General features: G+C 57.9%; 29 protein-coding genes. 21 read left to right on the top strand and 8 right to left on the bottom strand.

What is annotated here, in order from left to right; translation table 11 throughout:
• Positions 1 to 25 precede the first annotated feature (25 nt).
• Both VM94_RS04545 and VM94_RS04540 read right to left on the bottom strand, forming a co-directional pair.
• Positions 26 to 400 (bottom strand): hypothetical protein, encoded by a 375-nt coding sequence (locus VM94_RS04545; protein ID WP_235432823.1) that lies wholly within the window; start codon positions 398 to 400, stop codon positions 26 to 28.
• A gap of 126 nt (positions 401 to 526) precedes the next feature.
• Complete coding sequence (locus tag VM94_RS04540; protein ID WP_046682380.1) at positions 527 to 934, bottom strand: GNAT family N-acetyltransferase; 408 nt, start codon at positions 932 to 934, stop codon at positions 527 to 529.
• A 284-nt stretch (positions 935 to 1,218) separates the two neighbouring features.
• Here VM94_RS04540 and VM94_RS04535 point away from each other — a divergent pair, with 284 nt between their 5' ends.
• Together VM94_RS04535 and VM94_RS04530 are read left to right on the top strand one after the other, a co-directional pair.
• Positions 1,219 to 1,965, top strand: a complete 747-nt coding sequence (locus VM94_RS04535) for a hypothetical protein (protein WP_138828871.1) — start codon at positions 1,219 to 1,221, stop codon at positions 1,963 to 1,965.
• 17 nt (positions 1,966 to 1,982) lie between these two features.
• On the top strand, positions 1,983 to 2,393 hold the full coding sequence (locus tag VM94_RS04530) for a hypothetical protein (protein WP_138828872.1): 411 nt from the start codon (positions 1,983 to 1,985) through the stop codon (positions 2,391 to 2,393).
• Positions 2,394 to 2,587: 194 nt separating this feature from the next.
• Here VM94_RS04530 and VM94_RS04525 read toward each other — a convergent pair whose 3' ends face one another.
• Positions 2,588 to 2,860, bottom strand: a complete 273-nt coding sequence (locus VM94_RS04525) for a DUF4242 domain-containing protein (protein ID WP_046682377.1) — start codon at positions 2,858 to 2,860, stop codon at positions 2,588 to 2,590.
• A 1,280-nt stretch (positions 2,861 to 4,140) separates the two neighbouring features.
• On the opposite strand from VM94_RS04525, the gene VM94_RS27690 reads away from it, so the two are divergent.
• Entirely contained in the window at positions 4,141 to 4,446 is a 306-nt protein-coding gene (locus tag VM94_RS27690) for a hypothetical protein (RefSeq protein WP_082127556.1), read from the top strand.
• Positions 4,447 to 4,762: 316 nt separating this feature from the next.
• Here VM94_RS27690 and VM94_RS04520 read toward each other — a convergent pair whose 3' ends face one another.
• The 5 genes from VM94_RS04520 to VM94_RS04500 form a co-directional block, all read right to left on the bottom strand.
• Positions 4,763 to 5,401 carry an SOS response-associated peptidase gene (locus VM94_RS04520; protein WP_046682376.1) on the bottom strand — a complete coding sequence of 213 codons (639 nt, stop codon included), beginning with the start codon at positions 5,399 to 5,401 and terminating at the stop codon, positions 4,763 to 4,765.
• Positions 5,402 to 5,411: 10 nt separating this feature from the next.
• Positions 5,412 to 5,870, bottom strand: coding sequence for a hypothetical protein (locus VM94_RS04515; RefSeq protein ID WP_138828873.1), 459 nt, complete (start codon positions 5,868 to 5,870; stop codon positions 5,412 to 5,414).
• A 384-nt stretch (positions 5,871 to 6,254) separates the two neighbouring features.
• Positions 6,255 to 6,470 carry a hypothetical protein gene (locus VM94_RS04510; RefSeq protein ID WP_046682374.1) on the bottom strand — a complete coding sequence of 72 codons (216 nt, stop codon included), beginning with the start codon at positions 6,468 to 6,470 and terminating at the stop codon, positions 6,255 to 6,257.
• Complete coding sequence (locus tag VM94_RS04505; RefSeq protein ID WP_046682373.1) at positions 6,467 to 7,525, bottom strand: phage portal protein; 1,059 nt, start codon at positions 7,523 to 7,525, stop codon at positions 6,467 to 6,469. Before VM94_RS04505 ends, VM94_RS04510 begins: the two co-directional genes overlap by 4 nt.
• Before the next feature lie 14 nt (positions 7,526 to 7,539).
• Positions 7,540 to 9,291, bottom strand: a complete 1,752-nt coding sequence (locus tag VM94_RS04500; protein WP_235432839.1) for a terminase ATPase subunit family protein — start codon at positions 9,289 to 9,291, stop codon at positions 7,540 to 7,542.
• Between the two features lie 196 nt (positions 9,292 to 9,487).
• Between VM94_RS04500 and VM94_RS04495 the strand changes: the two genes are divergently transcribed.
• The 18 genes from VM94_RS04495 to VM94_RS04410 all read left to right on the top strand — a co-directional run bounded on the left by VM94_RS04495 (position 9,488) and on the right by VM94_RS04410 (position 24,919).
• Positions 9,488 to 10,276, top strand: coding sequence for a GPO family capsid scaffolding protein (locus VM94_RS04495; protein ID WP_046682372.1), 789 nt, complete (start codon positions 9,488 to 9,490; stop codon positions 10,274 to 10,276).
• Positions 10,277 to 10,325: 49 nt separating this feature from the next.
• Positions 10,326 to 11,345, top strand: coding sequence for a phage major capsid protein, P2 family (locus VM94_RS04490; RefSeq protein WP_046682371.1), 1,020 nt, complete (start codon positions 10,326 to 10,328; stop codon positions 11,343 to 11,345).
• Complete coding sequence (gene gpM, locus VM94_RS04485; RefSeq protein ID WP_046682370.1) at positions 11,345 to 12,061, top strand: phage terminase small subunit; 717 nt, start codon at positions 11,345 to 11,347, stop codon at positions 12,059 to 12,061. Before VM94_RS04490 ends, gpM begins: the two co-directional genes overlap by 1 nt.
• Before the next feature lie 95 nt (positions 12,062 to 12,156).
• A complete protein-coding gene (locus VM94_RS04480; RefSeq protein ID WP_046682369.1) occupies positions 12,157 to 12,660 on the top strand; it encodes a head completion/stabilization protein in 504 nt (167 codons plus the stop codon).
• On the top strand, positions 12,660 to 12,875 hold the full coding sequence (locus tag VM94_RS04475; protein ID WP_046682368.1) for a tail protein X: 216 nt from the start codon (positions 12,660 to 12,662) through the stop codon (positions 12,873 to 12,875). The genes VM94_RS04480 and VM94_RS04475 overlap by 1 nt, the downstream gene beginning before the upstream one ends.
• Before the next feature lie 64 nt (positions 12,876 to 12,939).
• On the top strand, positions 12,940 to 13,311 hold the full coding sequence (locus tag VM94_RS04470; protein ID WP_035820867.1) for a hypothetical protein: 372 nt from the start codon (positions 12,940 to 12,942) through the stop codon (positions 13,309 to 13,311).
• A complete protein-coding gene (locus VM94_RS04465; protein ID WP_046682367.1) occupies positions 13,311 to 13,871 on the top strand; it encodes a glycoside hydrolase family 108 protein in 561 nt (186 codons plus the stop codon). Before VM94_RS04470 ends, VM94_RS04465 begins: the two co-directional genes overlap by 1 nt.
• The gene (locus tag VM94_RS04460; protein ID WP_046682366.1) at positions 13,868 to 14,380 is read left to right on the top strand and encodes a lysis system i-spanin subunit Rz; all 513 of its coding nucleotides are present in this window, start codon (positions 13,868 to 13,870) and stop codon (positions 14,378 to 14,380) included. The genes VM94_RS04465 and VM94_RS04460 overlap by 4 nt, the downstream gene beginning before the upstream one ends.
• Positions 14,364 to 14,852 carry a phage tail protein gene (locus VM94_RS04455; RefSeq protein WP_046682365.1) on the top strand — a complete coding sequence of 163 codons (489 nt, stop codon included), beginning with the start codon at positions 14,364 to 14,366 and terminating at the stop codon, positions 14,850 to 14,852. Before VM94_RS04460 ends, VM94_RS04455 begins: the two co-directional genes overlap by 17 nt.
• Complete coding sequence (locus tag VM94_RS04450; RefSeq protein ID WP_046682364.1) at positions 14,849 to 15,316, top strand: phage virion morphogenesis protein; 468 nt, start codon at positions 14,849 to 14,851, stop codon at positions 15,314 to 15,316. The genes VM94_RS04455 and VM94_RS04450 overlap by 4 nt, the downstream gene beginning before the upstream one ends.
• A gap of 111 nt (positions 15,317 to 15,427) precedes the next feature.
• Positions 15,428 to 19,588, top strand: a complete 4,161-nt coding sequence (locus VM94_RS04440; protein WP_138828876.1) for an RHS repeat-associated core domain-containing protein — start codon at positions 15,428 to 15,430, stop codon at positions 19,586 to 19,588.
• On the top strand, positions 19,589 to 19,993 hold the full coding sequence (locus tag VM94_RS28100) for a hypothetical protein (protein WP_138828877.1): 405 nt from the start codon (positions 19,589 to 19,591) through the stop codon (positions 19,991 to 19,993).
• Positions 19,994 to 20,126: 133 nt separating this feature from the next.
• Entirely contained in the window at positions 20,127 to 20,798 is a 672-nt protein-coding gene (locus VM94_RS04435) for a phage baseplate assembly protein V (protein WP_235432822.1), read from the top strand.
• Positions 20,795 to 21,139 (top strand): GPW/gp25 family protein, encoded by a 345-nt coding sequence (locus VM94_RS04430; RefSeq protein ID WP_046682360.1) that lies wholly within the window; start codon positions 20,795 to 20,797, stop codon positions 21,137 to 21,139. The genes VM94_RS04435 and VM94_RS04430 overlap by 4 nt, the downstream gene beginning before the upstream one ends.
• On the top strand, positions 21,136 to 22,047 hold the full coding sequence (locus VM94_RS04425) for a baseplate assembly protein (protein WP_046682359.1): 912 nt from the start codon (positions 21,136 to 21,138) through the stop codon (positions 22,045 to 22,047). Before VM94_RS04430 ends, VM94_RS04425 begins: the two co-directional genes overlap by 4 nt.
• Positions 22,040 to 22,660 (top strand): phage tail protein I, encoded by a 621-nt coding sequence (locus tag VM94_RS04420; protein WP_046682358.1) that lies wholly within the window; start codon positions 22,040 to 22,042, stop codon positions 22,658 to 22,660. The genes VM94_RS04425 and VM94_RS04420 overlap by 8 nt, the downstream gene beginning before the upstream one ends.
• The gene (locus VM94_RS27125; protein ID WP_052755511.1) at positions 22,657 to 24,420 is read left to right on the top strand and encodes a phage tail protein; all 1,764 of its coding nucleotides are present in this window, start codon (positions 22,657 to 22,659) and stop codon (positions 24,418 to 24,420) included. The genes VM94_RS04420 and VM94_RS27125 overlap by 4 nt, the downstream gene beginning before the upstream one ends.
• 1 nt (position 24,421) lies before the next feature.
• Positions 24,422 to 24,919, top strand: a complete 498-nt coding sequence (locus tag VM94_RS04410) for a hypothetical protein (protein WP_046682357.1) — start codon at positions 24,422 to 24,424, stop codon at positions 24,917 to 24,919.
• Positions 24,920 to 24,951 lie beyond the last annotated feature (32 nt).

The following is a 24,951-nucleotide window of genomic DNA, read 5'->3' as shown; positions in this document are numbered from 1 at the left end:
ATTCCAGTGCAGAATTTGTCCGAGGTCAACTCTGTGCAGATAGCGGGTGTGGCGGCAAGACGCTGTACCCTTCCAGCACGATACGCGCCACGTTGACACTGCCGTCGGCGGCTGGCTGCGCCTTGAGTTCGTCCAGCGCATACACCATCGTCACCATGGCGCCGGGCACGAACAACTTGATGTCGTGCTTGCTGTGCGTGTAGATGCTCTCGTCGACTGCCGAGCCATCGTCCAGGCGCAAGGTAAAACTGTTGACTTGATCGCCGCGCCGGCTATCCTGGCCCGCGAAATACGTGCGCTCGATCCTGCCCGTCACCGTTTGCGTCTGGATGCGGCCGGCCTTGATGCTTTCCCACCACTCGTCAGAGGCGAACAGGCCGTAGCTGCCTTTCAAGCCCATGTGGGGCCTGGCGTTATCAAGGGTGAGGGATTGGGTTTTGGCGATGCGAGCGGGGTCTTTTATTAAGGCTTCGGCGAGAGTGTATACAAGTTTCATAACTGTGCAGGAATTCCTCGAAACACTCACTCAATGTTTGCGCCGAATGACGAAAGCATTGCCGGCAGGCTCAAAACCAAGCGTCGGATAGTAGGACATGGCATCGGGGGCGGAGAGCAATATCAGGGATACTTCGTCACCGATGATGGCCTGGGTGCGCTTGACAAGCTCTTTGCCGATACCCAGGCCCTGGTATTGCTTGTCTACCGCTAGATCCGAGAGATAGCAGCAATACGCATGGTCGGTGAGCGACCTGGCCAGCCCCACAAGTTCGCCATCCACCCAGGCCGACAGCACCAGGCAAGGCGCGGCAAACATGCGCGCGATTCTCGGAAGGTCGCTGGTGGGCCGCTTGATGCCGGAGTGATCGAACACGCGAACAACGTCCAGCGGATCAAGGGGGAAGTTATGACGATATTCGACAGTGGTGTTTTTCATTGGTTCACGGATGTAAGGAGATGGCGCATGGGAAGCCTCTTCATGGACATAGTATAACCAGCGATGATCGCGGCATGGGGATGATACGGCATCTGTGAAACGTGCCCCTTGCGCCGATGCTTGACCGCTGGCGTCGCGAGTGGGCGCCATCAGGCCAGCGGGCACATCGCCGGCATGCCCTTTCAGTTATTTGGGCGCCTCCAGTCTGTTAAAATAGTTGAAAATTTTAATGATCAGATCATGTATCACCTGGATTTCTCAAACACAAGGAATGTGCGTAACAAATGAAAGCCATTATATTCTGCACCAGCTTTATAAAAGATGCCCCGTCATGGGAAAGCCGGTATCAACGGTGGCTCGATTACTACGAAGATATTCCAATCAATGCAGTAAAGAAGATAATGATCGATGATGCATCACCATTTCTCCCACCTGCCGACATTATCAATACAGTTTCCCATAATGCTCCACTGGCATCGAATGACGACAAAAACCTCATCATTCGCTTCGACAACAATTTGGGACGGCAAAGCGGGGCCGACTACCCGGGCTGGTGGCGCAGTTTTCTCCACTCCGTCAAAGTGGCAAATGAATTAGGCGTGGATAAAATCATCCATATCGAATCGGACGCCTATATCATGACGCCGCGCCTGGTAAATTTTATCAATGAAATCGAATCAGGCTGGAATGTCCTGTGGTCGCCGCGCTATCGCTTCCCGGAAACGGCCATTCAGGTTATCTGCAGAGATCAATTTGAAATTTTCGAGAAACTCAAGGATAACCATCCGGATTATTCTTTCCCGGATATTGCGGAAAGACTGCTTCCTTTCACCACCGTACACAAGCAATTCAAAGGCGACCGCTACAGCGATTTCACGAAAAACAGATGGATATTCCGTTCGAAAAAATTCAACAAAATTCCCATCTTTAAACATGTATATTTCTGGGAAACGATACCGCCGGATGCGGATTTTGTTACGCAGGGTATTGGCCGTCAGAAATTTGTGTATCGACGGGGTGAAGTGGCTTGATTTTGTGAGGGTGGGGAATGCCGATCTGGATTGTAAATATGTTGCTACCGTCACGATGGAATAAGCACGTGTGCACCGCCCTTGTCGGCTTTCTTGTCGCCGGTGTCGCATCGGCACGCGCCACCACGCTTGACAAGGATCGGACACGCGGCGACATACATGGCTTGTTCGAGATCAGGGATGCAGCAGTAAAATTCATGGCTGCCGAGAATTCCAAAAATGGAACAAGCTGGCAGGTATTGGAGCCGAACCGGAAGATTCTGGTGGCGAAATGTGCTGTAGCTTTGCGGGTGAAATGGGTTCCGAAGAGCCATGGCCTGTCTGGGCCGAATGTTGCGGTAAGTTGCGACAAGACCGTAACGCCCACGATACAACCTAAATGGGAAGTGTTTGTGCCGGTCGACAAGGGGGCGGTCGCGCGTAAATGATCAGGTCAAGCTCGGAGGGACGGACCGATGCGTTGGGTGCTGTAAAAGCTGGCTCAGCCGAAATCTGATTAGAACCTCGAACGCGCACCCACGGCGCGCGAAGTTGCCGCGCGGCGGCAACGGCCTGGCCACGTTCAGCACTATCAGAGCGAAGCTCCGCCAGGAACGAAGCTACAGTACTTTGTTGGGCGGCACTACTCCGCCGTAGTCGGGTCAATTACTGATATGACTTCCGACACCCGGTTTGCAGGGAAGCCGCCTTGCTGGGCATGTTCGCGAACGAGCCCTTCATTTTCGGCGATGTAAATACAGTAGATTTTATCGCCGGTAACATAACTTTGAACCCATTGAATTTGCGGTCCCATCTTGTTTAAGACACCGCATGACTTCTGCGAAATGGCTTGAAGTTCTTGCTCTGACAACTTCCCAGCCCCGGGAATATCACGCTCAATAACGTACTTTGGCATAGCAGTCTCCTTTGAGGTTTTCGGGCGAGCACAGGGCTCGCTGGTTCTGTGCGTCACATGCAGTGGCATCTATTAGTTATATACCATGCTGACTGGTTAGTATTGCTTCAATTGCCATAAATTTCGATATGGACTCGAGGCTCAATTGCGTCATTCAGACACTGACTGATGCATTGGGTGCTGTGAAAGCTGGCTCAGTCGAAAAACTGATTAGAACCACGAACGCGCGCCTGCGGGGCGGGGCTGCCGCGCAGCGGCAGCGAATGGAGGATTCGGGGCGGGCTGGGCCGGTAGGCCCAGCCCTTCGAATCTCACACGCAGGGCGCGAAGGCGCCCTGCTCGCTTCCGCCAGGCAATAAAAAACCGCCCGAAGGCGGTTTCTTTATTTCTTGGCGGAAGCGGTGTAATGCGAATAGTTAAGTTTCATGAGGCTTGTACGCTCCCCTACAACCACCGTACCTACCAAACTACCTACACACTGACAAAGGCACAAGTCGTTTTAGGGTACAAGACATGAGGGGAGAAAAAAGGCAGACAGGCGAATAAGCATAGAACCACATGTTCACTCTTCCTAAGTGCCGAGGGCGCCGAGTACGATCCTGTCAAACGAAAATCAGTGACACTCGCTTGTGGATTGCCAAGTCAACCGACACTGGTCAAAAACACAGTAAAAATGTTGCATATTTGAGACACCCATTGTCCATTTTACCTTTTTTCGTCGCAAAAATACTTCCATAAAAACAATTCCCCAAAGCATCTTTCTCACCTAAAAAGGAAAAGGAAAAGTGATGTGCCTGCTAAAAAAACATAAAATAAGGCTATCTACGGGTAAAAAACCAGCAAAAACGGTGTTTTCACTGAAAAAGAATAACTTTCCATTTCTATAATATAGAATTTATAAATTCCGATAAATTTAGAAATGTCAATACGGGCCATCGACATTATTTGCAGAAAGAGTGGGTGAATAAGCCCACTAGTTGGGGATACAATGTGCCCATCAGTTGCAGAAAGGATGGCTACTGGAGGGGAAGTCGTAGAGCTGGCAGGCTCTACGACTTCAGGTTTAAACCCGCCGCTAGGACGCGGAAACATACCCAGTAATGAAGAGCTGGGAAGGCAGGGAGTAAATATGGCTAAAACCCATACGATCAGAAGAGCGTAGCAGGATGGAGCCCTGAGGTTAGACCTCAGAGCTCCATTCTATGACAAACAAAACGAATTTAGAACGCCTGTTACATATGAGGCGAACATTGTCATAAGTGCAATAAGGAGCAATTTTTATGTCTGATCATCGTCAAGGCCCGCTTACGAAAAGCGATATGGCTACGCAGTACAAATATCCACCTGGTGCTGCGGGAGGAGACAATCCTCATTTGCGTGGCATTCCTGACAGCCTTCTGCTGAATCGCTCGGAGTGGTATGAAATGTTGTATTTTTGCAATAAAATTACAAACGTAAACGGCAGCGGGACAAAAGCGGAGGCTCAAAAGGCTGAGCGATTAATCCAAACGCATCTTCCCAGCAATTTGCGTAGTCACGAACATGTGACGAAATGGCTTGTGGATAATTGGAATAAGTACAACTAAAAGGGCCGCACTTAGCATGGCCCGTCAGCCATGCTAAGTGTTGAATGACTACTTTCAGATTCATCTCTGCTAAGCCTCTCGCACAAATCAGCCCCTTAAGAGGAAATAATTTTCTCCACACTGTGGCTTTACATTGCGTATTTTTTCGTCGCTAGGGGGAATACTCCTACTAAGATGACAAGGCTAAAAACTCCCCGGATTCCCCACTGAAAATCCAAGCAAATCTCTGGAAAAGAGTTCCGACTCCCAAGACTACAACCGCAGAAAAAGTATTTAGCGTATGTGCTACCTGGCGCCCAAACGCCCGGCTTCGTATTCATTTTTTCACACGCGGCGGAAGTGGATCGGCTACAGCCACTAAGCGTTCTGCAGGATACTGGCGGAACAAATCCTCTTCGGTTACTAGGGAACCATCGAGCCAGCCGTGATACTGGTCCGGGTCAAGGATCATCACCATCCGTTTTTCATCATCCGGCTTGTGAAAACGCTGCATGAGCGGGTGGCCATCGGCGTTTATCGTCAGCATCGAGAACGACAACAATAAGTCTTGCGGCCGGAATTCCCATATCCCGGCGATGGCGGCCGGCATGCCATCGGCGCGCTCGATGCGCCAGCGGACCGGCTTCCCTGTTTCGTAGCAGGGTTCAAAGAAGTTATCGGCAGGGATAATGCAGAACTGTTTGCGCTTCCAGGCATTGCGGAAGGACGGCTTCTGCGCCACGGTTTCGGTGCGGGCGTTGTAGGTCTGGCGCGCCAGCTTCATATCGGCCCAGTGGGGCACCATCCCGAAACATGCCGGCGCGACTTCCAGTTCGCCGGGCACCTCGTGCGACGCGCGAATGATCGGCGCCATGTATCCTGGCCAGGCTTCCGGCGGCAGGTCAAATTGAGGGGAGCGGACAGCAAAATGCTGTTCGATTTGATCGCTACGGCTGGGGGTATAGTCGGCGCACATGCAAATTATTCTACCTGCCTTCCGGCATTGGCGGCGGCTCCGTCCCGACAAAACACAGCCAGGACTGCGCGTAGTCGCAAAATTGCATATCTTTCTTGCTGCGCTCAAACCCTGACAGCACCATGCGCCCATCCCGATACCAGAGCAAATTCACATCGAAAAGTGTGTCAACGTATTTGCCGCTATCTCCGTAAGTGAAGCGGGCCAGCTTTACCAAACGGTGCAAGCCCTGGTCTGTCGTTTCAACGACTTCCAATGCGCCAGACCGGGCCGAGTGATAGCGATCATTCAGCCTTCGCTTGGGCACCTCCACCCCATCAAGGCGCATCTTTAACATTTTGACAATCATCGTGACACCCAAATAAAATACTGTATATCCATACAGTATATCAAGAGTTCTTGAGGCCGCAATACCCGGCAATGATGCAAGTGTGTGAAGGTGAATGATCCTCAGAGTAGAGACGCCCATACATAGCCCAGAACCGTGCCAGGACGCCGCGCAGCGCGAAAACAACACTGTCCCCACGTCGCAACACCACCAGCACGAAAAACCGCTCAAAGTGCGTCAAAATGCGTCAAATCGCGCGCCCCCTCTTCACCCCGCCGCGCCAGTCCTCATGCGCCGTCGGCCAAGGCGCAAATTTGAGTCAAAAGACCCCTAACTAGCGGGCAGGTGTGGAGGGGGGACAACTGCGCGCGCCGGGCCGAAACGGGCCTTTTTCTTGCCGCAAGAGCAATATCATTCGTCGGGACGTGAAAAAGCCGCCTCGTGGGCGGCTTGTGCGGTGGCTGGGGCGCTCTGGCGCGGCGAGACTGTCGCGGCCCTGCCCCTCCGGCTATCGCGGCGTGGCGGTCATCCTGGGCGGCCGGCGCGTGTCCTCGCCCCCTGCTCCTTGTCGTAATCGTCGCGGCAGTCCACGTTGCAAAACAGCAGCGCGGGCGCCAGCGGCTCGTCGCAGTAGTGGCAGCAGCCATGCGCCACCAGGCCCGGCCGACTGCGCACAGCGGCCAGGCCGCGCGCCACCTCCGCGAAGATGATCTTGTCGGTATTGTCCACGTGGTCGCTCATTGCGCGCTCTCCTTGCCCAGCCCCAGGTCATACGGGGCGAAGCGCACCACTTCCACGCCCGCCCACTCGTTGATCGCCATGAACTGCGCCTGCAGCGGCACCAGCTCATTGCGGGCGAAGACGCGCGCGGCCGGTTCGACGGCGCCGAAGCCGCCAGCATTGTTCGGCAGGATGCCCATCAGCTGCGGCGGCACGCGGTGCGCGGCAAGCTGGTCGTCGCGCGTCACGCTCTTGATGTTGAAAAACTCGTCCTTGGCGGCCACGTCCGACACCGGCAGAATCTGGATACCATCCTTCTTGCCGTTGGGCGCGTACATGAACAGGTTGCGAAAGTTGCCCGGCCCCTTGCTGTCGCGCATGGCCTGGCGCAGGTTGTCCACGTCTTGAGTGTTGGCGGCGGCGTCCGTCATATAGAACACGAAACCGGCGTGCGAACCATTCTTGTAATACTTGCGGCGGAACAAGGTGGCCGCCTCGTTGAGCCAGGCCGATTGCAGCGCGCTCAGGTACTGCGGCACGCCGTACAGCTCTTGATTGACGTCCGGTTCCATCAAGTGGAACACGCGGCCCTTGTCGAACTGGTGCACGGCCTGGTAGCCGTTCACAAAATAATAGGTATCCAGATCAACGCCGCGCCGCATGTATTTGGCCAACGCATGCTGGTACGCCAGCGCCTTGCCGCTGCGGCTGGGCCGGTCTTCCAGATAGGCATTGCCGAAGGTCAGATAGTCCAGGGCCATGCGCTTGAAGCCATCGCGCGACAGGTACTTCGTTGGCATCAAGGTCGACGTCAGCACGTTGGCCTTGAAGTGGATCGCGCTGCTGTGGTGTACGCCGGCATTGAAGGACTTAGCCAGGCCGGCCAAGTTGACGGGCGGCTCATACCAATGCCCGTTCTTCCAGCATTCGAAGCAATCGAGGATATCGGCGTGCTCGAGCACGGGCGTGGGGTCGCCAAAGGAAAACGCCTCGATGCCGGCGGCGGCCGGCGCCGTGGCCGTGGCCGTGGCCGCTGTTGATGGTGCGCTCCCGGCCTGGCGGCCGCGCGCGCGCATGTGTCGTGTTTTGCTCAAGAATAAATCTCCATGAAAGAGTGGTGGTTGTCGGTGGTGCCTTCGAATGGCTCGTGATCGAGGGCGTGCATGCAGGCCCATGCCAGATCGGCGTGGCCGGTTTCATCGCTGCGGCCGGCGACATAGGTCACGTGCCGCCCGCTGGGGGTGAGGGTCTTGTGGATGGCCATGAACGATTGCGCGATGTCCGTCCAGCCGGCATCGAATTCCAGCCGGCCCTTGCTGATGATGTTTTTGGCCTTCAAGACCATGCGGGTTTTGACTTCGGGCGAGTAATTCAGGGCCGTAACAGCCGGGAAGAAGCCCCGTACGATCGGCAGCACGCCGATGCCCATGCCCGTGGTGTCGATGCCGATGTATTCGACGTTGTAACGCTGGGTCATCTGGCGGATGGCGTCGGCGTGGTCTTCGAAGCTCTGCCCGCGCCACTGGTGGCGCTCCAGGATGCGGAACTTGCCGCCGGCCGTCATGGGCGGCGCCAGCACGACGCAACCGGCGCTGTCGCCGTTCAAGGCCGGGTCGTAGCCGATCCATACGGGCCGGTTGCCGAACGGGCGCAGGCCCAGCAAGGGCTTGTAGTCGTCCCATTCGACCCAGGAATCGACCATGCAGCGCTGCAGCTCGGCCAGCGGGAAGACCGAGGCCGAGTCGTCAATAAAATTGCACATCAGCAGGTTGTCGAACTGGTCGGGGCTGTATTCGAAGTTGCGCAGCTCGTCGATGTCGAACAGGTTGCAGCCGCCGCGCTCGGCGTCCAGAATGGTGACGATCTGGCGCCAGATTTTGTCCTCGCCCGTGAAGCCCGACGACAAGCGGCCATGGCTCACGTCGATGTTGACCTGGTCCGCCTTGGCGCGGCGCTTGTTGAACAGCTCGCCCGTCCAGAACGGATAGGCCTGGTGCGTGGTCGAGGATGGCGTTGAAAAATACGTCTTGCGCCACTTCTTGTGGATGGCCATGCCCGAGGCCACCTTGTTCAACTCCTGGAAATTCTGCGTCCAGAAAAATTCATCGAAGTAAAAATTGCCGTGGTAACCCTGCGCCGTGCGCGCATTGGTGCCCAGGAAATACAGGTGGGCGCCGTTCGGCAGCACGATGGGGTCGCCCGTCAGCTCAATGCCGGCCGCCTCGCGCGCAAACTGCACGATGTATTGCTTGAAGACGTGCGCCTGGCTCTTGGACGCCGACAGGAAGATTTGATTGCGGCCCGTCGCCATCGCATCGGCCAGCGCCTCGCGGGCGAAATACCAGGTAGCACCGATCTGGCGGCTCTTGAGGATGGCGCGCGTGCGCTGGTCGCCGTTGCGATACCAGACCTTTTGATAGTCGAAGAGCGAATCCTGGAAGGCGTCGAGCAGCTGGATTTTCTGTTCTTCGCTGAAGTCGTTGCGGGTCGGCTTTTTCTTCGGGCCAGCATTGCGGTTCGCCAGCCTGGGGTTGAGATCGACCTCGTTGCCGCCCGGCTGCTCATAGCGGCGCACGCGCGCCATCTGCACGATGGTGCGCGCCAGCAGATCAATTTCCTTGTAATCGCTGCCGCTCTTGACCTCTTTTTCGATCAGTTTCACCAGGCGCAGCTCGGCCGACGCCTCGACGTGCTCGATGGCCTGCGCCTTGTCCCATTCGTCGCGCTCTTTCCAGCTATTGATGGTGCTGCGCTTGATTCCCAGGTGGCGGGCGATGGACGAAATGCGCCAGCCCTTCCAGTAAAGGGCGCGCGCGGCGCGACGTGGCTCGGATTCGGGCATGGCCAGTTCGGCGATTTTTTCGTCGGCCGTTTGTTCGCTTGTTTTCTCGATTGTCAGCATGCCGCCAGCGTAGGCCGCGCGCGCGCGGAGCGGGGAAAGGCAAAAGTCGCTATGGCCCATAGCAACCCGCACCGCATTGAATCGCGGCGCCAAGACGTTGACCATGGCGTTATCCGATCAACCGAGAACGCCCACCATGTCCAAATCGAAATTTTTCCGCGTCGCCACCGAAGGCGCCACCACGGACGGCCGCAACATCGACCGCGCCACCATCGAACAGATCGCCGCCACCTACAACCCGAAAACCTACGGCGCGCGCATCTGGCTGGAACACATTCGCGGCATCCTGCCCGACAGCCAGTTCAAAGCCTACGGCGACGTGATCGCCGTGAAAGCCGAAGAGGTGGACACGGACAGCGGCAAGAAACTGGCCTTGTTCGCGCAGATCGAACCCACGCCGGAGCTGGTGGCCATCAACAAGGCGAAACAAAAGCTGTACACCAGCCTCGAAATTCAGCCCGACTTTGCCGACTCGGCGCAGCCCTACCTGGTCGGCCTGGGCGTCACCGACAGCCCGGCCAGCCTGGGCACCGAGGCGCTGCAATTCTCCGCCAGCCGCAAGCAGCAAAGCGCCAACCTGTTTACGTCCGCAGTCGAGGTGACGCTGGAATTTGAAGAGCCGCAGGGCATCAAGCTGGCCGACGCCGTGAAAAACCTGCTGTCGCGCTTCTCCAATAAATCCGGCGCCGACGCCGCGCAATTTGCCGACATCAGCGAAGCCGTGCAGGAGCTGGCCGGCCACATCGTCACCGCCAACGACAACTACACGGGCACCCTGGCGCGCCTGGAAAAAACCGAAACGGCATTGAAGGCCACGCAGGACGAGCTGGCCGCCTTCAAGGCGCAAATGGACGAAGCACCCGGCAACGGCCCGCGCCGCCCGGCCGCCACCGGCAACGACGGCGCCGTGCAGACCGAGTTTTAAGCGCCCGCGCCATCCACCAACACCCCATTCAACAACGGAGCACCAATACATGAAAAAGCAAACGCGCCAGGTCTTTGGCCAGTATGAAACCCGCCTGGGCCAACTGAACGACACGGACAACGTGGCCAAGACCTTCAGCGTCACGCCCAGCGTGCAGCAAAAGCTGGAAACGAAGATGCAGGAATCGAGCGAGTTCCTGTCGAAAGTGAACATCATCGGCGTGACCGAGCAGGAAGGCGAAAAACTGGGTCTGGGCGTATCCGGCCCGATTGCCGGCCGCACCAACACCAAGGACAAGGAACGCAAGACGCGCGATCTGTCCACCTTGGACGGCACCAAATACCGCTGCGAGCAAACCAACTTCGACACGCATCTGAACTATGCCAAGCTCGACGCCTGGGCCAAGTTCCCCGATTTTCAATCGCGCGTCGCCAATGCCATTTTGACGCGCCAGGCGCTCGACCGCATCGTCATCGGCTTCAATGGCGTCAAAGCCATGGCCGACACCGATCTGGATGCCAATCCGCTGCTGCAGGACGTCAATAAAGGCTGGCTGCAGCACCTGCGCGAGCTGGCGCCCGAGCGCGTGCTGGGCTTGGTGGCTGCCGGCATGCCGGGCAAGGTCATCATCGGTGACGTGGACGGCGCCGACTATGCCAACCTGGATGCGGCCGTCACGGATGCCGTCAACCTGCTGGACCCGTGGTATCAGGAAGACACCAATCTGGTGGCCATCGTCGGGCGCAAGCTGTTGAACGACAAGTATTTTCCATTGGTCAACACCAAACAGGCGCCCACGGAAACCCTGGCGGCGGACATCATCATCAGCCAGAAACGCATCGGCGGCTTGCCGGCGGCACGCGTGCCCTTCTTCCCCGATAACGCCATTCTCATCACGCGTTTCGACAATCTGTCGATCTACTTCCAGGAAGGCGCGCGCCGCCGCCGCGTGGAGGACGTACCCAAGCGCGACCGCATCGAGAACTACGAGTCGTCCAACGACGCCTACGTGATCGAAGACCTGGGCCTGGCCGCGCTGGTGGAAAACATCGAGTTGAAAGACAAGTGATGGCCAACCAGTCCCCCGCCCTGCGCCACCGCGCGCGCATGCTGGCCGAGCGCACGGCCGGCGCAGCCGCGCCGCAGGGCGTCACCACCGGCACGGCCTACGAAATGATGCTCTACAAGCTGGCCGACGACCGGCGCCGGCTGAAATCCATCCAGTCGGTGGAGCGCAAGATCGAGGTCAAGGCGACCTTGCTGCCGGATTACGCGCAATGGATCGACGGCGTGCTGGCTGGCGGCAAGGGCGCCCAGGATGACGTGTTTGCCACGCTGCTGGTGTGGCACATCGACACGGGCGAGTACGAGCGCGCCCTGGTCATGGCCGAGTACGCCCTGGCGCACAAGTTCACCCTGCCCGACACCTACAGCCGCGACATCGCCACCCTGATGCTGGACGAATTTGCCGAGGGCTATCTGCACGGCAAGCTGGCCAGCGATCCGCAGCACGCCGCGCAGGTGCTGGGCCAGGTGGAACAGTTGACGGCCGCCAGCGACGCGCCCGACCAGGCGCGCGCCAAGCTGCACAAGGCGATTGGCCTCGCCATGATCGCCGTGCTCGATCAGGCGGACGAAGCCGACATCGCCCCGGCGCTGGTGGCGCAGGCGGAAACGGCCATGGCCCAGCTGAAACGCGCGCGCGCCCTGTCCGAGTCGTGCGGCGTCAAGAAAGATATGGAACGGCTGGAGCGGCGCCTCAAGCGCACGGCCGGTTCCACGTAAAGAGCATCCCCCGCAGCACGGCGGCACGGGGGGATTCTGGCCAACCCTTTGACCTGATGAACCCCGTCCACCGCCCCATTTTGAAAGCGCCCCGTATGTCCTTCATGGCCCTGCCCCCGTCCACCCCGCCTGGCACCACCCCGGCGCCGCCAGCACCGGCCGCCGGCGTCATCGAGAACGACGGCTGGTTTCCCGACGTCAATCTGGCCGAAATGCGCGACGCGATGCGCCTGGACGGCACCGTCACCGACGCGCGCCTGGTGCAAGCCGTGGTCGATGCCATCCTGCAGGTCAACCGCGAGCTGGCCGACTGGCAGGCCACGTATGCGCAAGCCGGTATTGCCGCCCTAGTGGACGTGCCGGCCGCGCGCATCAACCGCGAATCCCGCCTGCTGGCGCAGTACCGGCGCGCCGTCTACAGCACGGCGAAAGCCGATCTGATCGAGCGTTACCGCGATTACGACAGCACGGCCACGTCCGTCAGCGACAAGAAAAGCATGGAATGGCTGGACGAGGCACCCGGCGCGCAGCGGCGCAATGCGCAATGGGCGATTGCCGATATGGTCGGCCGCACGCACCTCACCGTGGAACTGATCTGATGCAGGTACGCACGCAGCAGCACGACACGGTGGACGCCCTGGTGTGGCGCTACCTGGGCGACGGCGCGGGATACGTCGAGCAAACCCTGGAAATGAATCCCGCGCTGGCGCGCCACGGCGCCGTACTGCCGGCCGGCCTGGTCGTCACCCTGCCCGAGCCGGCGCCCAGCACGGGCCAGGTGGCCGCAGCCGATCTTGTGCAGCTATGGGATTAACGCAGCAATCCACCTTTTTACCCTCATGAAAAATCTATCTACCCTCTCACCGGAGAATCAAGCAATGTCCGCAGAATCGTTTGGTGGTTTCGCCACCCTGGTCAAACTGTACGGCTTCAAGGCGGCGCTGGGCATGGTCGGCGCCGCCATGCTCTACATCGTGCTGCCGCCGCTGAACAGCGACGGCACCTTCAACAAGGGTGAGTTCGTCGCCCGCCTGGCCTGCGCGGGCGTCTTCTCGTGCCTGCTGGGCGGCACCGTGTACCAGCTGCTGTGCGCCCAGCTCCCGGCCATCGGCGCCATGGTCAACGCCTCCGCCATCGACCTGATCGTGGGCGCGCCCGGCTGGTGGGTATCGCGCGCCGTGGCCCTGTGGTTTCAGCGCCGCAGCGACAAGGACATCGCCGAGCTGGTCAAAGACGCGAAGGAACACTGATGGCCACCACGGAAAATCCCCTGATCGCGCGCGTGATCGACGCCATCCTGCGCGCCGAAGGCGGCTATGTGAACGACCCGCAAGACAAGGGCGGCGAAACCAACTACGGCATCACCGTGGCCGTGGCGCGTGCCAACGGCTACGCGGGGCCGATGCGTGAGCTGCCCGTGGCTGTGGCGCGCGCCATCTACACGGCGCGCTACATCACGGCACCCAAGTTCGACCAAGTGCTGGCCCTGCATGCCGGCATCGGCGCCGAAGTGATCGACACGGGCGTGAACATGGGGCCGCATCGTGCGGCCGAGTTCCTGCAGCGCTGGCTGAACGGTTTCAACGACACGGGCGCCCGCTATCCGGCCCTATTCGTCGATGGCCGCCTGGGCGCGCAGTCGCTGGGCGCTCTTGAGTCCTTCCTGAAATGGCGCGGCCAGGACGGCGCCGCCGTGCTGCTGCGCGCCCTGAACGGCCTGCAGGCGGCGCGCTACCTGGAAATCACCGAGGCCAACAAGACCCAACGCCGTTTTCTGTTCGGCTGGATCAAGGAACGGGTGGCCATGTGACCGCGACCACTTGGCGCCCGCTGGCCGCCTGCCTGCTGTGCGGCACCATCGCTGGCTGGACGGCGCAGGGCTGGCGCAAGGATGCCAGCATCGCCGAACTGCAGCGGGCAGCCGCCACCAGCAAGAGTACCGCCGCCACCGCACTGGCCCAGGCCACGGCCCGCGTGCTCACCTTGGAGCGCGCCGCAGGCGCCGCCCTGGCACAGCGCGCCGACCACCTCACCCAGGAGCAAACTCATGCGAAAACTGAACGTGACCGTTTTTACGATGACGTGCGCAGCGGCGCTGTGCGCCTGTCAATCCCCGTTGCCAGTAGCCAGTGCGCCACCTCTGCAGATACCACCGCTGCCGCAGGCAATCGGAACCAAGCGCGCGCCGAACTTGACCCAACGACTGCGGCAGCTCTTGACGCCATTGCCGGCGACGGCGACGACGCCACCCGCCAGCTGAACGCCTGCATTGACGCCTACAACCTAGTACGAGACACCTACCATGTACAAACCGAATAGCCTGCGCCAGCACCTGGCCGCCGCCATCCCCGACCTGCAGCGCGACCCCGACCGCCTGCTGGTCTTCGCCGACGAGGGCAACGTGGTGGCCAGTGCCACCGCCTCGCTCTCCTTCGAATACCGCTACAAGCTCAACCTGATCGTCACCGACTACGCGGGCGACGCCGACGCCATCATGGTGGCCCTGATCGCCTGGCTCAAAGTCCACCAGCTCGACCTGATGGCCAACGAGGAAACGCGCAAGCACGGCATCGCCTTCGAGGTCGATTTCAACAACCATGAAACGGTCGACATTTCCATCAAGCTAGACCTGACCGAGCGCGTGGCCGTCAAGGCCGGCGAGGCCGGGCGCCTGGACATCAAGCACCTGGCCGAGATACAGCACATGCCGGCTTACGCGGATGAGTTCTGGAAGCTGTATGACGGCGACACCCTGCTGGCCGAATGGCGCACGCCCGAGGCCACGGCATGAGCGAAGATCTGCACGCTTTGGCAACCTGGGCTGGCGCCCTGCTGGCCAAGCTGCAACCGCCCCAGCGCCGCGCCATCAATCACAAGGTGGCCATTGACCTGCGCCGCAGCCAGGCGCAGCGCATCAAGGCGCAACAGGGGCCGGATGGCGCGGCCTATCCCGCGCGCAAGCGGCGCAAGGAATTCAAGGGAAAGAACGGGCGCATCAAGCGGCAGAAGGCGGCCATGTTCGCCAAGATTCGCACTGCAAAACACCTGAAGGTGAAGGCGACCGGCGACCAGATCGAGGTGGGTTTCTTTGGCTGGGTGGCGCGCGTGGCGCATGTGCATCAGTTTGGTCAGCAAGACCGAGTTTCAAAAAAAGGACACACATACAAGTATCCGGAGCGGCCGCTGCTGGGCTTGAACGAACCGGATCGGACGTTGATACGCGAGTCGCTATTACATCACATAGCCTCGGACTGAAAAAGCTATGAATAGGCTCAAGCCGACATCGAAAATATTGTTACTAAAAAAATTCACAATGGTAATATTGCTTTTATTGGTATATTTTATGCAAACCTCCAGGGAGTGATAGTGAAATTATACTTCGTAAGCAGTCTCATCTTTTTCATAGCCAGTTCTCTTTCTATAGCACCTACGCCAGCTAAAGCTAATGGCCAAACTGTTGATATAAGAGCATGCCTCCCCGGCAAAGAAAGGGTCTATTATTCAGACACCTATTCCCAATGCGAATATCCAGCGATACCTAATCTAGAAATCAACAATGGAATTGGTGGTGCAAATCCTGGAGACGGAGGACAAGGCGGTTCCCCGAAGGCCTCGCCCATATATGAAAATAACTCAAATATAGACGAAGACTGCCCGAACACTGCTCCGAAGAAGACTAAGCATCCAGTTGTCATCGCTACAGGTGAAAAATACAAGTCAGAAACTGATTTTTTTTCTCAAGGAGAATACGGTCTTGGCCTAGAACGGACCTATCGCAGTCGCCAAGTAACTGGTACATTTTTCGGGAAAAATTGGCTGTCTAAATATGATGTCCCGAGGATTATCGCCAGCACTGCGGGTTGCATCAGGATGGATTCGATGTGCATTCCGCAGTCAGCGACGGTCATTGACTCGAGCGGAAAACAGTTTACGCATCGTTACAAGCGTGATGTCGGAGAGGAAGGTACCTATATCTACACGCCAGGTGGCACCGATACGGTAGGTGAATTGCAATATACATCGGATGGCTGGACTCTGTTCAAAGGAAAACTCATTTACTCCTATGATACGGGTGGACGCATTCTTAGCATTGTCAATTTCGTCGGCGTAGGTATTTTTTATGAGTATAACGGCGTTAATCGCGTCAGCAAAATATCCAATCACGTAGGCCAAAATATCCAATTCACCTATGGAAATAATGGCTTAGTTGCCACAGTGCGCGACTCGGCAGGCAGCCTATGGAGCTACGAATATAATGCTTCGGGTCTTCTGACAAAAGTGACATCGCCGGGTAGTTCGCCAGACATTCGACAGTACCACTATGAAAATGCCGATCCAACCTTGCTCACTGGCATTTCGATCAATGGAGAGCGCTATAGCACCTATAGCTACTATCCCGACAAACGGGTGCAGCAAAGCGGTTTGGCCGGCGGTGAGGAAGTCGATACCTTCGTTTACGATGCGTCGGGAACCACAGTCACTACCGCCAAGGGCGACGTGACACACCATGCTTTTTCCAACATAAACGGTGAACTCAAAAATACCAGCATTTCCCGGGCAGGAAGCACTACCTGCAGCGCCGCAGCTGCTGCCAGCAGCTATGACGCCAACGGATATTTAAGTACCACGACAGACTGGAATGGCGTAGTGACATCCTATAGCTACAGTGCTGATGGAAAGCTGTTGCAAAAGACTACTGCCACGGGCACCTCCGCTGCATCGACCACTCGCAATAGCTGGGGTGGCGACAATATCAACCAAACCGAGTTTCTCGATTCGACCAACCAAGTCTATGCACGCATTCAATACACCTATGTAAATTCAGGACTGGCGACGGGCAAGCTTGAAAGTACGACGTTCTCGGATGTTCTCAGCGGCAGCCAACGTGTGACGCAATATGCTTATAGTTTCCATGGCAACGAAGCTATTGCCAGTCGCACAGCCAGCGAGTCGCTGCCCTCAGGCGCAGCAACCTATACTTCAATTTACGATTTGTTGGGGAACTTGACTTCTCGCACTAACCCCCTAAGCCAAATAGAAAGCTGGGCAAATTACAACGGCCTCGGCTTGCCGATGACCTATGTCGACCTGAATGGCGTCACCACCAGTTACACCTACGATCCACGGGGCAATCTACTATCAGCCACCACGAATGGCCGCACCACTGTTTATACGTACACCCATGATCGCCAGATCAGCACGATCAGCAGGCCGGACGGAGGCGTAATGCGTTACAAATACAATGCAGCAGGCCGGCTGGAATCTGTCGGCAATGCGCTCAATGAATTCGCAAACTTGGCTGTCGACGTACCAGGCAACAGCGTGCGCGCCAGTTCGCCCCGCCAATATGCCGACATCAATGGCACAGTGCCGGTCGCCGTTGGTACGACGGAATTTAGCACAGCCACTGTCCTTGATTCTTTGGGCCGCCCCTATACTCAACTAGGCAATAACGGCCAACGGGTCGAAAAACGGTATGACAACAATGGTAATCTGACGAGCAGCACGGACGCTCAAGGCCGCGCTACAACTTATCAATATGACGCGGCGAACCGTCTTGTGAGCAGCAGAGCTGCTGACGGCGGTACGACGAGCATGACTTATGATGCCCAAGGCAACCTGATATCGGTAACCGATCCGCGCCCGCTGCAAACACGGTATACCTATAATGGCTTTGGCCAGGTGACCAGCATCACCAGTCCGGATACGGGGACAAGCACGTTTGGCTACGATAGTGCGGGCCGGCTCAGCTCTGAAGTCAAGGCGGATGGCAAGACTATTTCGTATCAATGGGATAGTTTGGGCCGCAAGCGGGCACGTATCAGTGGGGTCATCACTGAAACTTTTAACTATGACGAGGGGCCGTATGGCATAGGACGGCTGACCAGCTTTACGGATGGGACTGGTGAAACCAGGTATACCTACAATGCCAGTGGCGATTTGCTGAGCCAGTTCAATAATATGTGGGGCAATTTGTACACGACGAACTGGGGCTACGATGCGGCTGGCCGCTTGACCAGCATGGCGTACCCCAGAGGCTTGACGCTGTATTATCAGTACGACGGCATCGGCCGCCTGTCCGGAGTGACGAGTAATCTTGGCGCCCCATGGAACAACTTGGCCGACACCCTACTTTATCAGCCGGCGGGCGGCGCCCTGTATGCCTGGCGCTTCGGCAATAACGTTCCACGGACCATCAAATTAGATGCCGATGGGCAAGTTACGCAAGTCGCTGGAGGAAGCCAAAATACCGTCTATGCCTATAACACGACCGGTCAGATGAATGCCATGACCGATCATGCTAATCCAGCAATGTCCCAGACAGTAGACTATGATTTGTCGGATCGCATAGCCGGAGCAACCCGTAGTACTGATTTACAAGCATTTGAATGGGATCAGGCGGGTAACCGAACATGGCAGGGACGGCATGGATTTATTTATAATTATGTAAATGATGTGCAAAACAACCGCCTGTTGTCCTGGAGCGGCAAAGGCCAGTGGCGTAACTTCGGCTACGATGCGGTTGGCAATGTGGCGAGCGAAACGCGCCATGACGGCACGCGAACATACACCTATGATGCTATGAACCGGATGGAGACTGTGAGCGCCAATGGCGCGTTCATAGGCTACTATTACTACAATGCGCTGAATCAGCGGCTGTATAAAAACACCCAATCAGGCGGCGTGGTGAGCATCTTTGGCCCCGACGGCCAATTGCTGCTCGAAGAAGGCATGCTGAACACCAGCTATATCTGGTTGGGCAGTGAATTGCTTGGAGTGTTGCGCGGGGGCTGGTTCTACGCCAGCCATAACGATAAACTGGGCCGGCCAGAAGTGCTGACCAACAGTACCGGAGGCGTCGCCTGGCGCGCAGCCAACGCGGCATTCGACCGCACCGTCATCGTCGACAATATCGGCGGCATGCATGTCGGTTTCCCGGGGCAGTATTACGACACTGAATCAGGATTGTGGTACAACTGGAACCGCTACTATGATGCCTCGCTGGGGCGGTACTTGCAGAGTGACCCGATTGGATTAAACGGTGGGACAAATACTTACACATATGTTGGCGGAAATCCACTTAAATACTCGGACAAAACTGGACTTCATAAATGGTCTGGAAAAATTGAGAGTTTAGGAGTATCTAATATAGCTGGAGCAGGAGGACAGATAATTGGATTTAATATGGAATCACAATGCGTTAGAGGACAGCGTTGGACTGTTAATGGAACGGCCATGATGGGATCTGCCGGTCTTGGAAAATCTCCAATATCTCAAATTAACACCGCCGCGATTTTTGATGATGGACTAGATTATGTTAATCCATACGTTTTTCAAGGTTCCGCATCCACATACTCAATAATTAGTGGCTCCCTCGGATCTGGGTGGTCGGCATTCGGCAGACTTCAGCTTGGAGGGGCAATAGCCGACACAAGTGGTTATCAAACAGGAATCGATCTCACATTAATTCAAGCAGCAATGGGATCTTCAAAAATAGGCGATGTAAAATCATGCGAGTGCAAATAAATGTCAAATTCGAAAAAATTATTCTTCTTTATTGCTTTTATTTTCATGGCAATTATTAACATTAACTCATTAATTGGATGTGGTGAATTGAGCCCAAAATTCTCGTGGCCATGGACGATTTTTGGTTTCGCTTTGCAGGCAACTGGGCTTATTGGCTTATGTAAAATACTAAAAAAATCATCAGAAAACAATGATGATTTAATTCCAAATGACTACATTAGATATGGTTTCTTTCGATCAAAATGGTTTTATTTAATTATTTTAATTTCCCTAGGCTGCATGGTTTTTTCTTACGGAGTAAGCCACCCAAACTCAAGAGGAAATTTCAAAATAGGAAAAAAGATAACAAGCTGTTCAAATGACGAATCGCCGGAATTTTCAAAAATACAAAACATGGGAAATTAAATTAATATTAATATTAATATTGCAATAAAATTTATTTGCATGGAATTATAAAATTAAAAGTCGAATACCGCCATAGTTACTACTCGCCTTATCAACCCGCCCCCGCGTGCATCCGCACGCGGACTTCGGCAACATGCACTGCATGAACGCCGACCTGTCCGACCTCCTTCGCTTGCTGCAAAACCTGATCCGCCTTGGCACCATCGCCGAGGTCAAAGGGGCCAAGGCGCGCGTGCGGCTGGGGCCGACACTCACCACCGAATGGCTGAACTGGGCGACACGGCGCGCCGGTAGCACCCGCACCTGGTCGGCGCCCACCGTGGGCGAACAGGTGATCGTCTTTTCCCCAGGCGGCGACCTGACGCGCGGCATCATCCTGCCGGCGCTGTACTCGCAGGCGTTTGATACGCCAGAAAGCAGCGACAGCATCCACACCACGCACTACCCCGATGGCGCCGTGGTGCAGTACGATCATGCGGCCCATGCCCTAACGGCCAATTTACCCGGCGGCACCGCCACCATCACCGCCGACAAGGTGACATCGAACGCGCCGAGCACTATCTGCACGGGCGACCTGACCGTCATGAAAAACCTGATCGTCATGCAGTCCACCACTGTGAACGGCACTACCACCCTGAACGGCGGCGTAAACGCCAAGGCTGGCGCCGCTGGCGGCGTGGCCATGGCCGTGCAAGGCACTGTCAAAGCGAGCGAGGATGTACTGGCCGGCGCCATCAGCCTGGCCAAGCATCCGCACGGCGGCGTCAAGGCCGGCGGTGACCAGTCGGGCGGGCCGCAAGCATGATGGGCATGCACGCCGCCACCGGGCGCAGCCTGACGGGCCTGGGCCACCTGCGCCAGTCCGTGGCCGACATTCTGACGACGCCCATCGGCTCACGCATCCGGCGCCGCCGCTATGGTTCCGAAGTACCCGAGCTGATCGACCAGCCCTTAAATAGCGCCACGCAGTTGCGCATCTACGCCGCCACCGCCTTTGCCCTGCGCCGCTGGGAGCCGCGTTTGCAACTGTCCAGCGTGCAGCTCACACGCGACACGGACGGCGCCATCACGCTGCTGCTCGATGGCACGGCGAATGGCCAAGGCATCACCTTGTCCGTGCCTGTCAAACAAGGCGGCATCGTATGAGCACGCCCATCGACCTGACCCAATTGCCCGCGCCCAGCGTGGTCGAAGTGCTGGACTTCGAAGCCATCCTCGCCACGCGCAAAGCTCATCTGGTCAGCTTGCTGCCGGAAACCGAGCGCGCAGCCGTCACGGCCCTCCTGGAGCTGGAATCGGAGCCGGCCACCAAGCTGCTGGAAGAGAACGCGTATCAGGAAACCATCCTGCGCAACCGCGTCAACGAAGCGGGCAAGGCCGTCATGCTGGCGTTTGCGCTCGACGGCGACCTGGACCAGCTGGGCGCCAACGTCAACGTGGCGCGCCTGACCATCACGCCCGCCAATCCGAACGCCCTGCCGCCCGTGGCTGCCGTGATGGAAAACAACGACGCCTACCGCCTGCGCATCCAGGAAGCGCCGGACGGCCTGTCCGTGGCCGGCCCGAAAGCCTCCTATGAATTCCACGCCCGCAGCAGCGACGGCCGCGTCAAGGACGCGAGCGCCACCAGTCCGGCGCCGGCCAGCGTCACCGTCACGGTGCTGGCCAACGATGCCAGCGGCATTCCCAACGCCGAACTGCTGGCCACCGTGGCGCGCGCGCTCAATGCCGAGGAAGTGCGCCCCCTGGGCGACCGCCTGACGGTGCAGGCCGCCCAGGTCATCGACTATCAGATCGAGGCCACCTTGTTTATCGGCGTCGGCCCGGAAGTGCCGATTCTGCTGGACGCGGCGCGCGCCAACGCCGTGCGCGTGTCGCAGCCGCGCCGCCCGCTGGGCCACAGCATTTATCGATCCGCCTGCAGCGCCGCCGTCCACGTCGAAGGCGTGCGCAAGGTCGTCATGAGCAGCCCGGCAGCGGACATCGAACTGAACGCCACCCAAGCCGCGCGCTGCACGGCCATCAAGCTCAATGTCGTGGTATTCGATGAATAAGCACGTACCCACCCTGCCGCCCAACAGCACGGCGCTGGAGCGCGCCATTGCCGTGGCCTGCGCCGAGCTGGTCAACGTGCCCGTGCCGCTGCGCGACCTGTGGAATGCCGACCGCTGCCCCGTCAATCTGCTGCCGTTCCTGGCCTGGGCCTGTTCGGTCGACCGCTGGGACGACGCCTGGCCCGAGTCGATCAAGCGCGGCACGATCAAGGCGTCCTACTTCATCCACAAGCACAAGGGCACGATTGCCGCCGTGCGCCGCGTGGTGGAGTCCTTAGGCTACCTGATCCGCATCACCGAATGGTGGCAGACCACGCCAGCCGGCGTGCCGGGCACCTTCCGCCTCGACGTGGGCGTGCTGGACTCGGGCATCACGGACGCTATGTTCCAGGAAATGGAACGTCTGATTGCCGACGCCAAGCCCGTCAGTCGTCACATGACGGGCCTGGCCATTTATCTGGAAAGCCGTGGCAACGTCTACGCGGGCGCTTGCGCCTACCACGGCGACAGCATGACCGTGTATCCCTGGATCGCGGAAACCATCGAAGTGCGCGGCAGGCTCCTGCAAGCCGGCGCATCCCATACCATCGACACTCTCACCATCTATCCATGAGCACATACTTTGCCATCCTGACCGAAGTGGGCGAGGCCAAGCTGGCCAATGCCATCGCCCTGGGTCAAACCCTGAAACTGAAGAATCTGGCCGTGGGCGACGGCAATGGCAATCTGCCCATGCCAGTGCGCACGCAAAAGGCGCTGGTGCGCGAGGTGCGCCGCGCCGGCCTGAACCAGCTGAGCATTGACCCAGCCAACGCCAGCCAAATCATCGTCGAGCAGGTGCTGCCCGAGGACGTGGGCGGCTGGTGGATACGCGAGATCGGCATTTACGACGAGGCCGGCGACCTGTGTGCGGTGGCCAACTGCCCGCCCAGCTACAAGCCCCAGATGGCAGAGGGCAGCGGGCGCACGCAAGTGGTACGCATCGTCCTGATCGTCGCCAGCACGGCCGCCATCGAGCTGAAAATCGACCCATCCGTCATTCTGGCCACGCGCAAGTATGTCGATGAGCAGGCCGGCAGCGTGCTCGTCCACGCTGATCGGCAGCTGGCTGCACATCTGGCCGCTGCCGATCCGCATCCGCTACTGGCGAAACGCTCCTATGTCGATGAACAGGCCGGCAGCGTCCTTGTCCACGGTGAAAAGCAACTGGCTGGGCACCTGGCTGCTGCTGATCCGCATCCGCAGCTGGCACAACGCAGCTACGTCGATGAGCAGGCCGGCAGCGTCCTCGTCCATGCTGGAAAGCAACTGGCTGCGCACCTGGCTGCTGCAGATCCACACCCACAACTGGCACAACGCAGCTACGTCGACGAACAGGCCGGTAGCGTGCTCGTCCATGGTGAAAAACAACTGGCTGCGCACCTGGGCGCCGCTGACCCGCACCCACAACTGGCACATCGTTCCTATGTCGACGAACAGGCCGGAAGTGTGCTCGCTCATAGTGAACAGCAACTGGCGGCCCACCTGGGCGCCGCTGACCCACACCCGCAACTGGCGCATCGCGCCTATGTCGACGAGCAGGCCGGCAGTGTGCTCGTATATGGCGAAAAGCAGCTGACTGCGCACCAGGCCGCCGCCGATCCCCATCCGCAATACAGCATGAAGGAGGTGGCGACACTGCCGAAGTTCAATACTTCAAAAAAACTAGTGAATGCCGAATTTGTACAGCAGGAACAAGGCAATCTGGCAGGATTGAAAGGGATTGCCGTCTCGCGCCCCCTCGTCGCTGGCGACATCGGCCACGCTTTGTACTTCGTCAACGACGACATCACTGTCACGCTCCCGCGCCCTGACAGCATTGCCAATGGAAATATTGTCGGGCGCCGCCTGACATTTTTTGGCTACGCAACAGTGTCGGGCACCATTTCACCCGGCGACGGCGCATTTCTCGGTTACGACGTAGGCAGCGTCGCGTCGTTGCTTGTCAAGCCAGGGCAATCGCTGTCCGTCGTTGCGACCAACGGCAGCACATGGCAAGTCATTGATTCCACCGCGGAGATGGGGCGAAACGCCGATTTTGCATCGCGGCTGCTCAAGGATGGCTATCAACCATTGCCAGGCGGGCTGATCATGCAGTGGCAAACCATCAGTGTGCCTGCCGCCACCACCGGCATCTCGACGAAAGATTTTTCCTTTCCGATTGCATTTAAGGAAGCAGCGTTTGGATGCACGGCGTCTATCTCCGGTATCGGCGCCAGCCCCGACTCGAATGCCTTCGTATCGGCCATGGCCAACTCCATCAACGGTGGCGTCGCGCAGAGCAACTACATCCACAGCAACGTTTCCATTTTCATCATTTCAATAGGTAAGTGACATGCCCCTCCATTACTCGCCGTCCACCGGCAATTTTTATCCAGATGAGATTAGCTATGCCAACCTGCCCAACGATCTGATCGAAGTGGACGACAAAGATTTCACCGCTGCGATGAGCCGGCCACGCGGACATACCTTTGCATTTAAAAAGGGCAAGCTTGTCATTTCGGCGCCAGTGCCGGAACTGTTTGCGACGCAGTTCAACGCGTATCTGGTCGGCGTCAGAAAAACGCGCGACGGCATCCTCAACCGCCTGGCGGGCATCGGCTTTGCCGCCATGGCCGACGGCGACGCGGATACCGTGCAAGCCATCGCGGCAGCGCGCGCCTGGCTGCTCGACATCACCATCTGCCCGACGGTTGCCGCCGCGCAGGACATCGAGGCGCTGCAAGCGGCCGTCAACGCCGAATACGTGCGCATCGCTGCCACCTTGTCCGACGAGGGGCGGCGCGCCTTCGCCGACGCCGGCATCACGCTGGCGGCGCCTGTCACTCCGTAACGCCTCACCCACGCCCCATTCACCACCTACCA

Source organism: Janthinobacterium sp. KBS0711 (genome assembly GCF_000988085.1).
In the GTDB taxonomy this organism is placed as follows: domain Bacteria; phylum Pseudomonadota; class Gammaproteobacteria; order Burkholderiales; family Burkholderiaceae_D; genus Janthinobacterium; species Janthinobacterium lividum_E.
Note: the sequence above shows the minus strand (reverse complement) of the source record. Positions and strands in the feature narration are given on the sequence as shown.

Coding starts and splice junctions, on each gene's coding strand:
- VM94_RS27125 (WP_052755511.1), top strand. CDS start 22,657: ATGAGCACATACTTTGCCATCCTGACCGAAGTGGGCGAGGCCAAGCTG.
- VM94_RS04435 (WP_235432822.1), top strand. CDS start 20,127: ATGCACTGCATGAACGCCGACCTGTCCGACCTCCTTCGCTTGCTGCAA.
- VM94_RS28100 (WP_138828877.1), top strand. CDS start 19,589: ATGTCAAATTCGAAAAAATTATTCTTCTTTATTGCTTTTATTTTCATG.
- VM94_RS04420 (WP_046682358.1), top strand. CDS start 22,040: ATGAATAAGCACGTACCCACCCTGCCGCCCAACAGCACGGCGCTGGAG.
- VM94_RS04455 (WP_046682365.1), top strand. CDS start 14,364: ATGTACAAACCGAATAGCCTGCGCCAGCACCTGGCCGCCGCCATCCCC.
- VM94_RS04520 (WP_046682376.1), bottom strand. CDS start 5,401: ATGTGCGCCGACTATACCCCCAGCCGTAGCGATCAAATCGAACAGCAT.
- VM94_RS04475 (WP_046682368.1), top strand. CDS start 12,660: ATGCAGGTACGCACGCAGCAGCACGACACGGTGGACGCCCTGGTGTGG.
- VM94_RS04505 (WP_046682373.1), bottom strand. CDS start 7,525: ATGCGCGCGCGCGGCCGCCAGGCCGGGAGCGCACCATCAACAGCGGCC.
- VM94_RS04450 (WP_046682364.1), top strand. CDS start 14,849: ATGAGCGAAGATCTGCACGCTTTGGCAACCTGGGCTGGCGCCCTGCTG.
- VM94_RS04535 (WP_138828871.1), top strand. CDS start 1,219: ATGAAAGCCATTATATTCTGCACCAGCTTTATAAAAGATGCCCCGTCA.
- VM94_RS04480 (WP_046682369.1), top strand. CDS start 12,157: ATGTCCTTCATGGCCCTGCCCCCGTCCACCCCGCCTGGCACCACCCCG.
- VM94_RS04490 (WP_046682371.1), top strand. CDS start 10,326: ATGAAAAAGCAAACGCGCCAGGTCTTTGGCCAGTATGAAACCCGCCTG.
- VM94_RS04495 (WP_046682372.1), top strand. CDS start 9,488: ATGTCCAAATCGAAATTTTTCCGCGTCGCCACCGAAGGCGCCACCACG.
- gpM (WP_046682370.1), top strand. CDS start 11,345: ATGGCCAACCAGTCCCCCGCCCTGCGCCACCGCGCGCGCATGCTGGCC.
- VM94_RS04470 (WP_035820867.1), top strand. CDS start 12,940: ATGTCCGCAGAATCGTTTGGTGGTTTCGCCACCCTGGTCAAACTGTAC.
- VM94_RS04540 (WP_046682380.1), bottom strand. CDS start 934: ATGAAAAACACCACTGTCGAATATCGTCATAACTTCCCCCTTGATCCG.
- VM94_RS04510 (WP_046682374.1), bottom strand. CDS start 6,470: ATGAGCGACCACGTGGACAATACCGACAAGATCATCTTCGCGGAGGTG.
- VM94_RS04525 (WP_046682377.1), bottom strand. CDS start 2,860: ATGCCAAAGTACGTTATTGAGCGTGATATTCCCGGGGCTGGGAAGTTG.
- VM94_RS04545 (WP_235432823.1), bottom strand. CDS start 400: ATGGGCTTGAAAGGCAGCTACGGCCTGTTCGCCTCTGACGAGTGGTGG.
- VM94_RS04500 (WP_235432839.1), bottom strand. CDS start 9,291: ATGCCCGAATCCGAGCCACGTCGCGCCGCGCGCGCCCTTTACTGGAAG.
- VM94_RS04465 (WP_046682367.1), top strand. CDS start 13,311: ATGGCCACCACGGAAAATCCCCTGATCGCGCGCGTGATCGACGCCATC.
- VM94_RS04515 (WP_138828873.1), bottom strand. CDS start 5,870: ATGGGCGTCTCTACTCTGAGGATCATTCACCTTCACACACTTGCATCA.
- VM94_RS04425 (WP_046682359.1), top strand. CDS start 21,136: ATGAGCACGCCCATCGACCTGACCCAATTGCCCGCGCCCAGCGTGGTC.
- VM94_RS04410 (WP_046682357.1), top strand. CDS start 24,422: ATGCCCCTCCATTACTCGCCGTCCACCGGCAATTTTTATCCAGATGAG.
- VM94_RS04530 (WP_138828872.1), top strand. CDS start 1,983: ATGCCGATCTGGATTGTAAATATGTTGCTACCGTCACGATGGAATAAG.
- VM94_RS04430 (WP_046682360.1), top strand. CDS start 20,795: ATGATGGGCATGCACGCCGCCACCGGGCGCAGCCTGACGGGCCTGGGC.
- VM94_RS27690 (WP_082127556.1), top strand. CDS start 4,141: ATGTCTGATCATCGTCAAGGCCCGCTTACGAAAAGCGATATGGCTACG.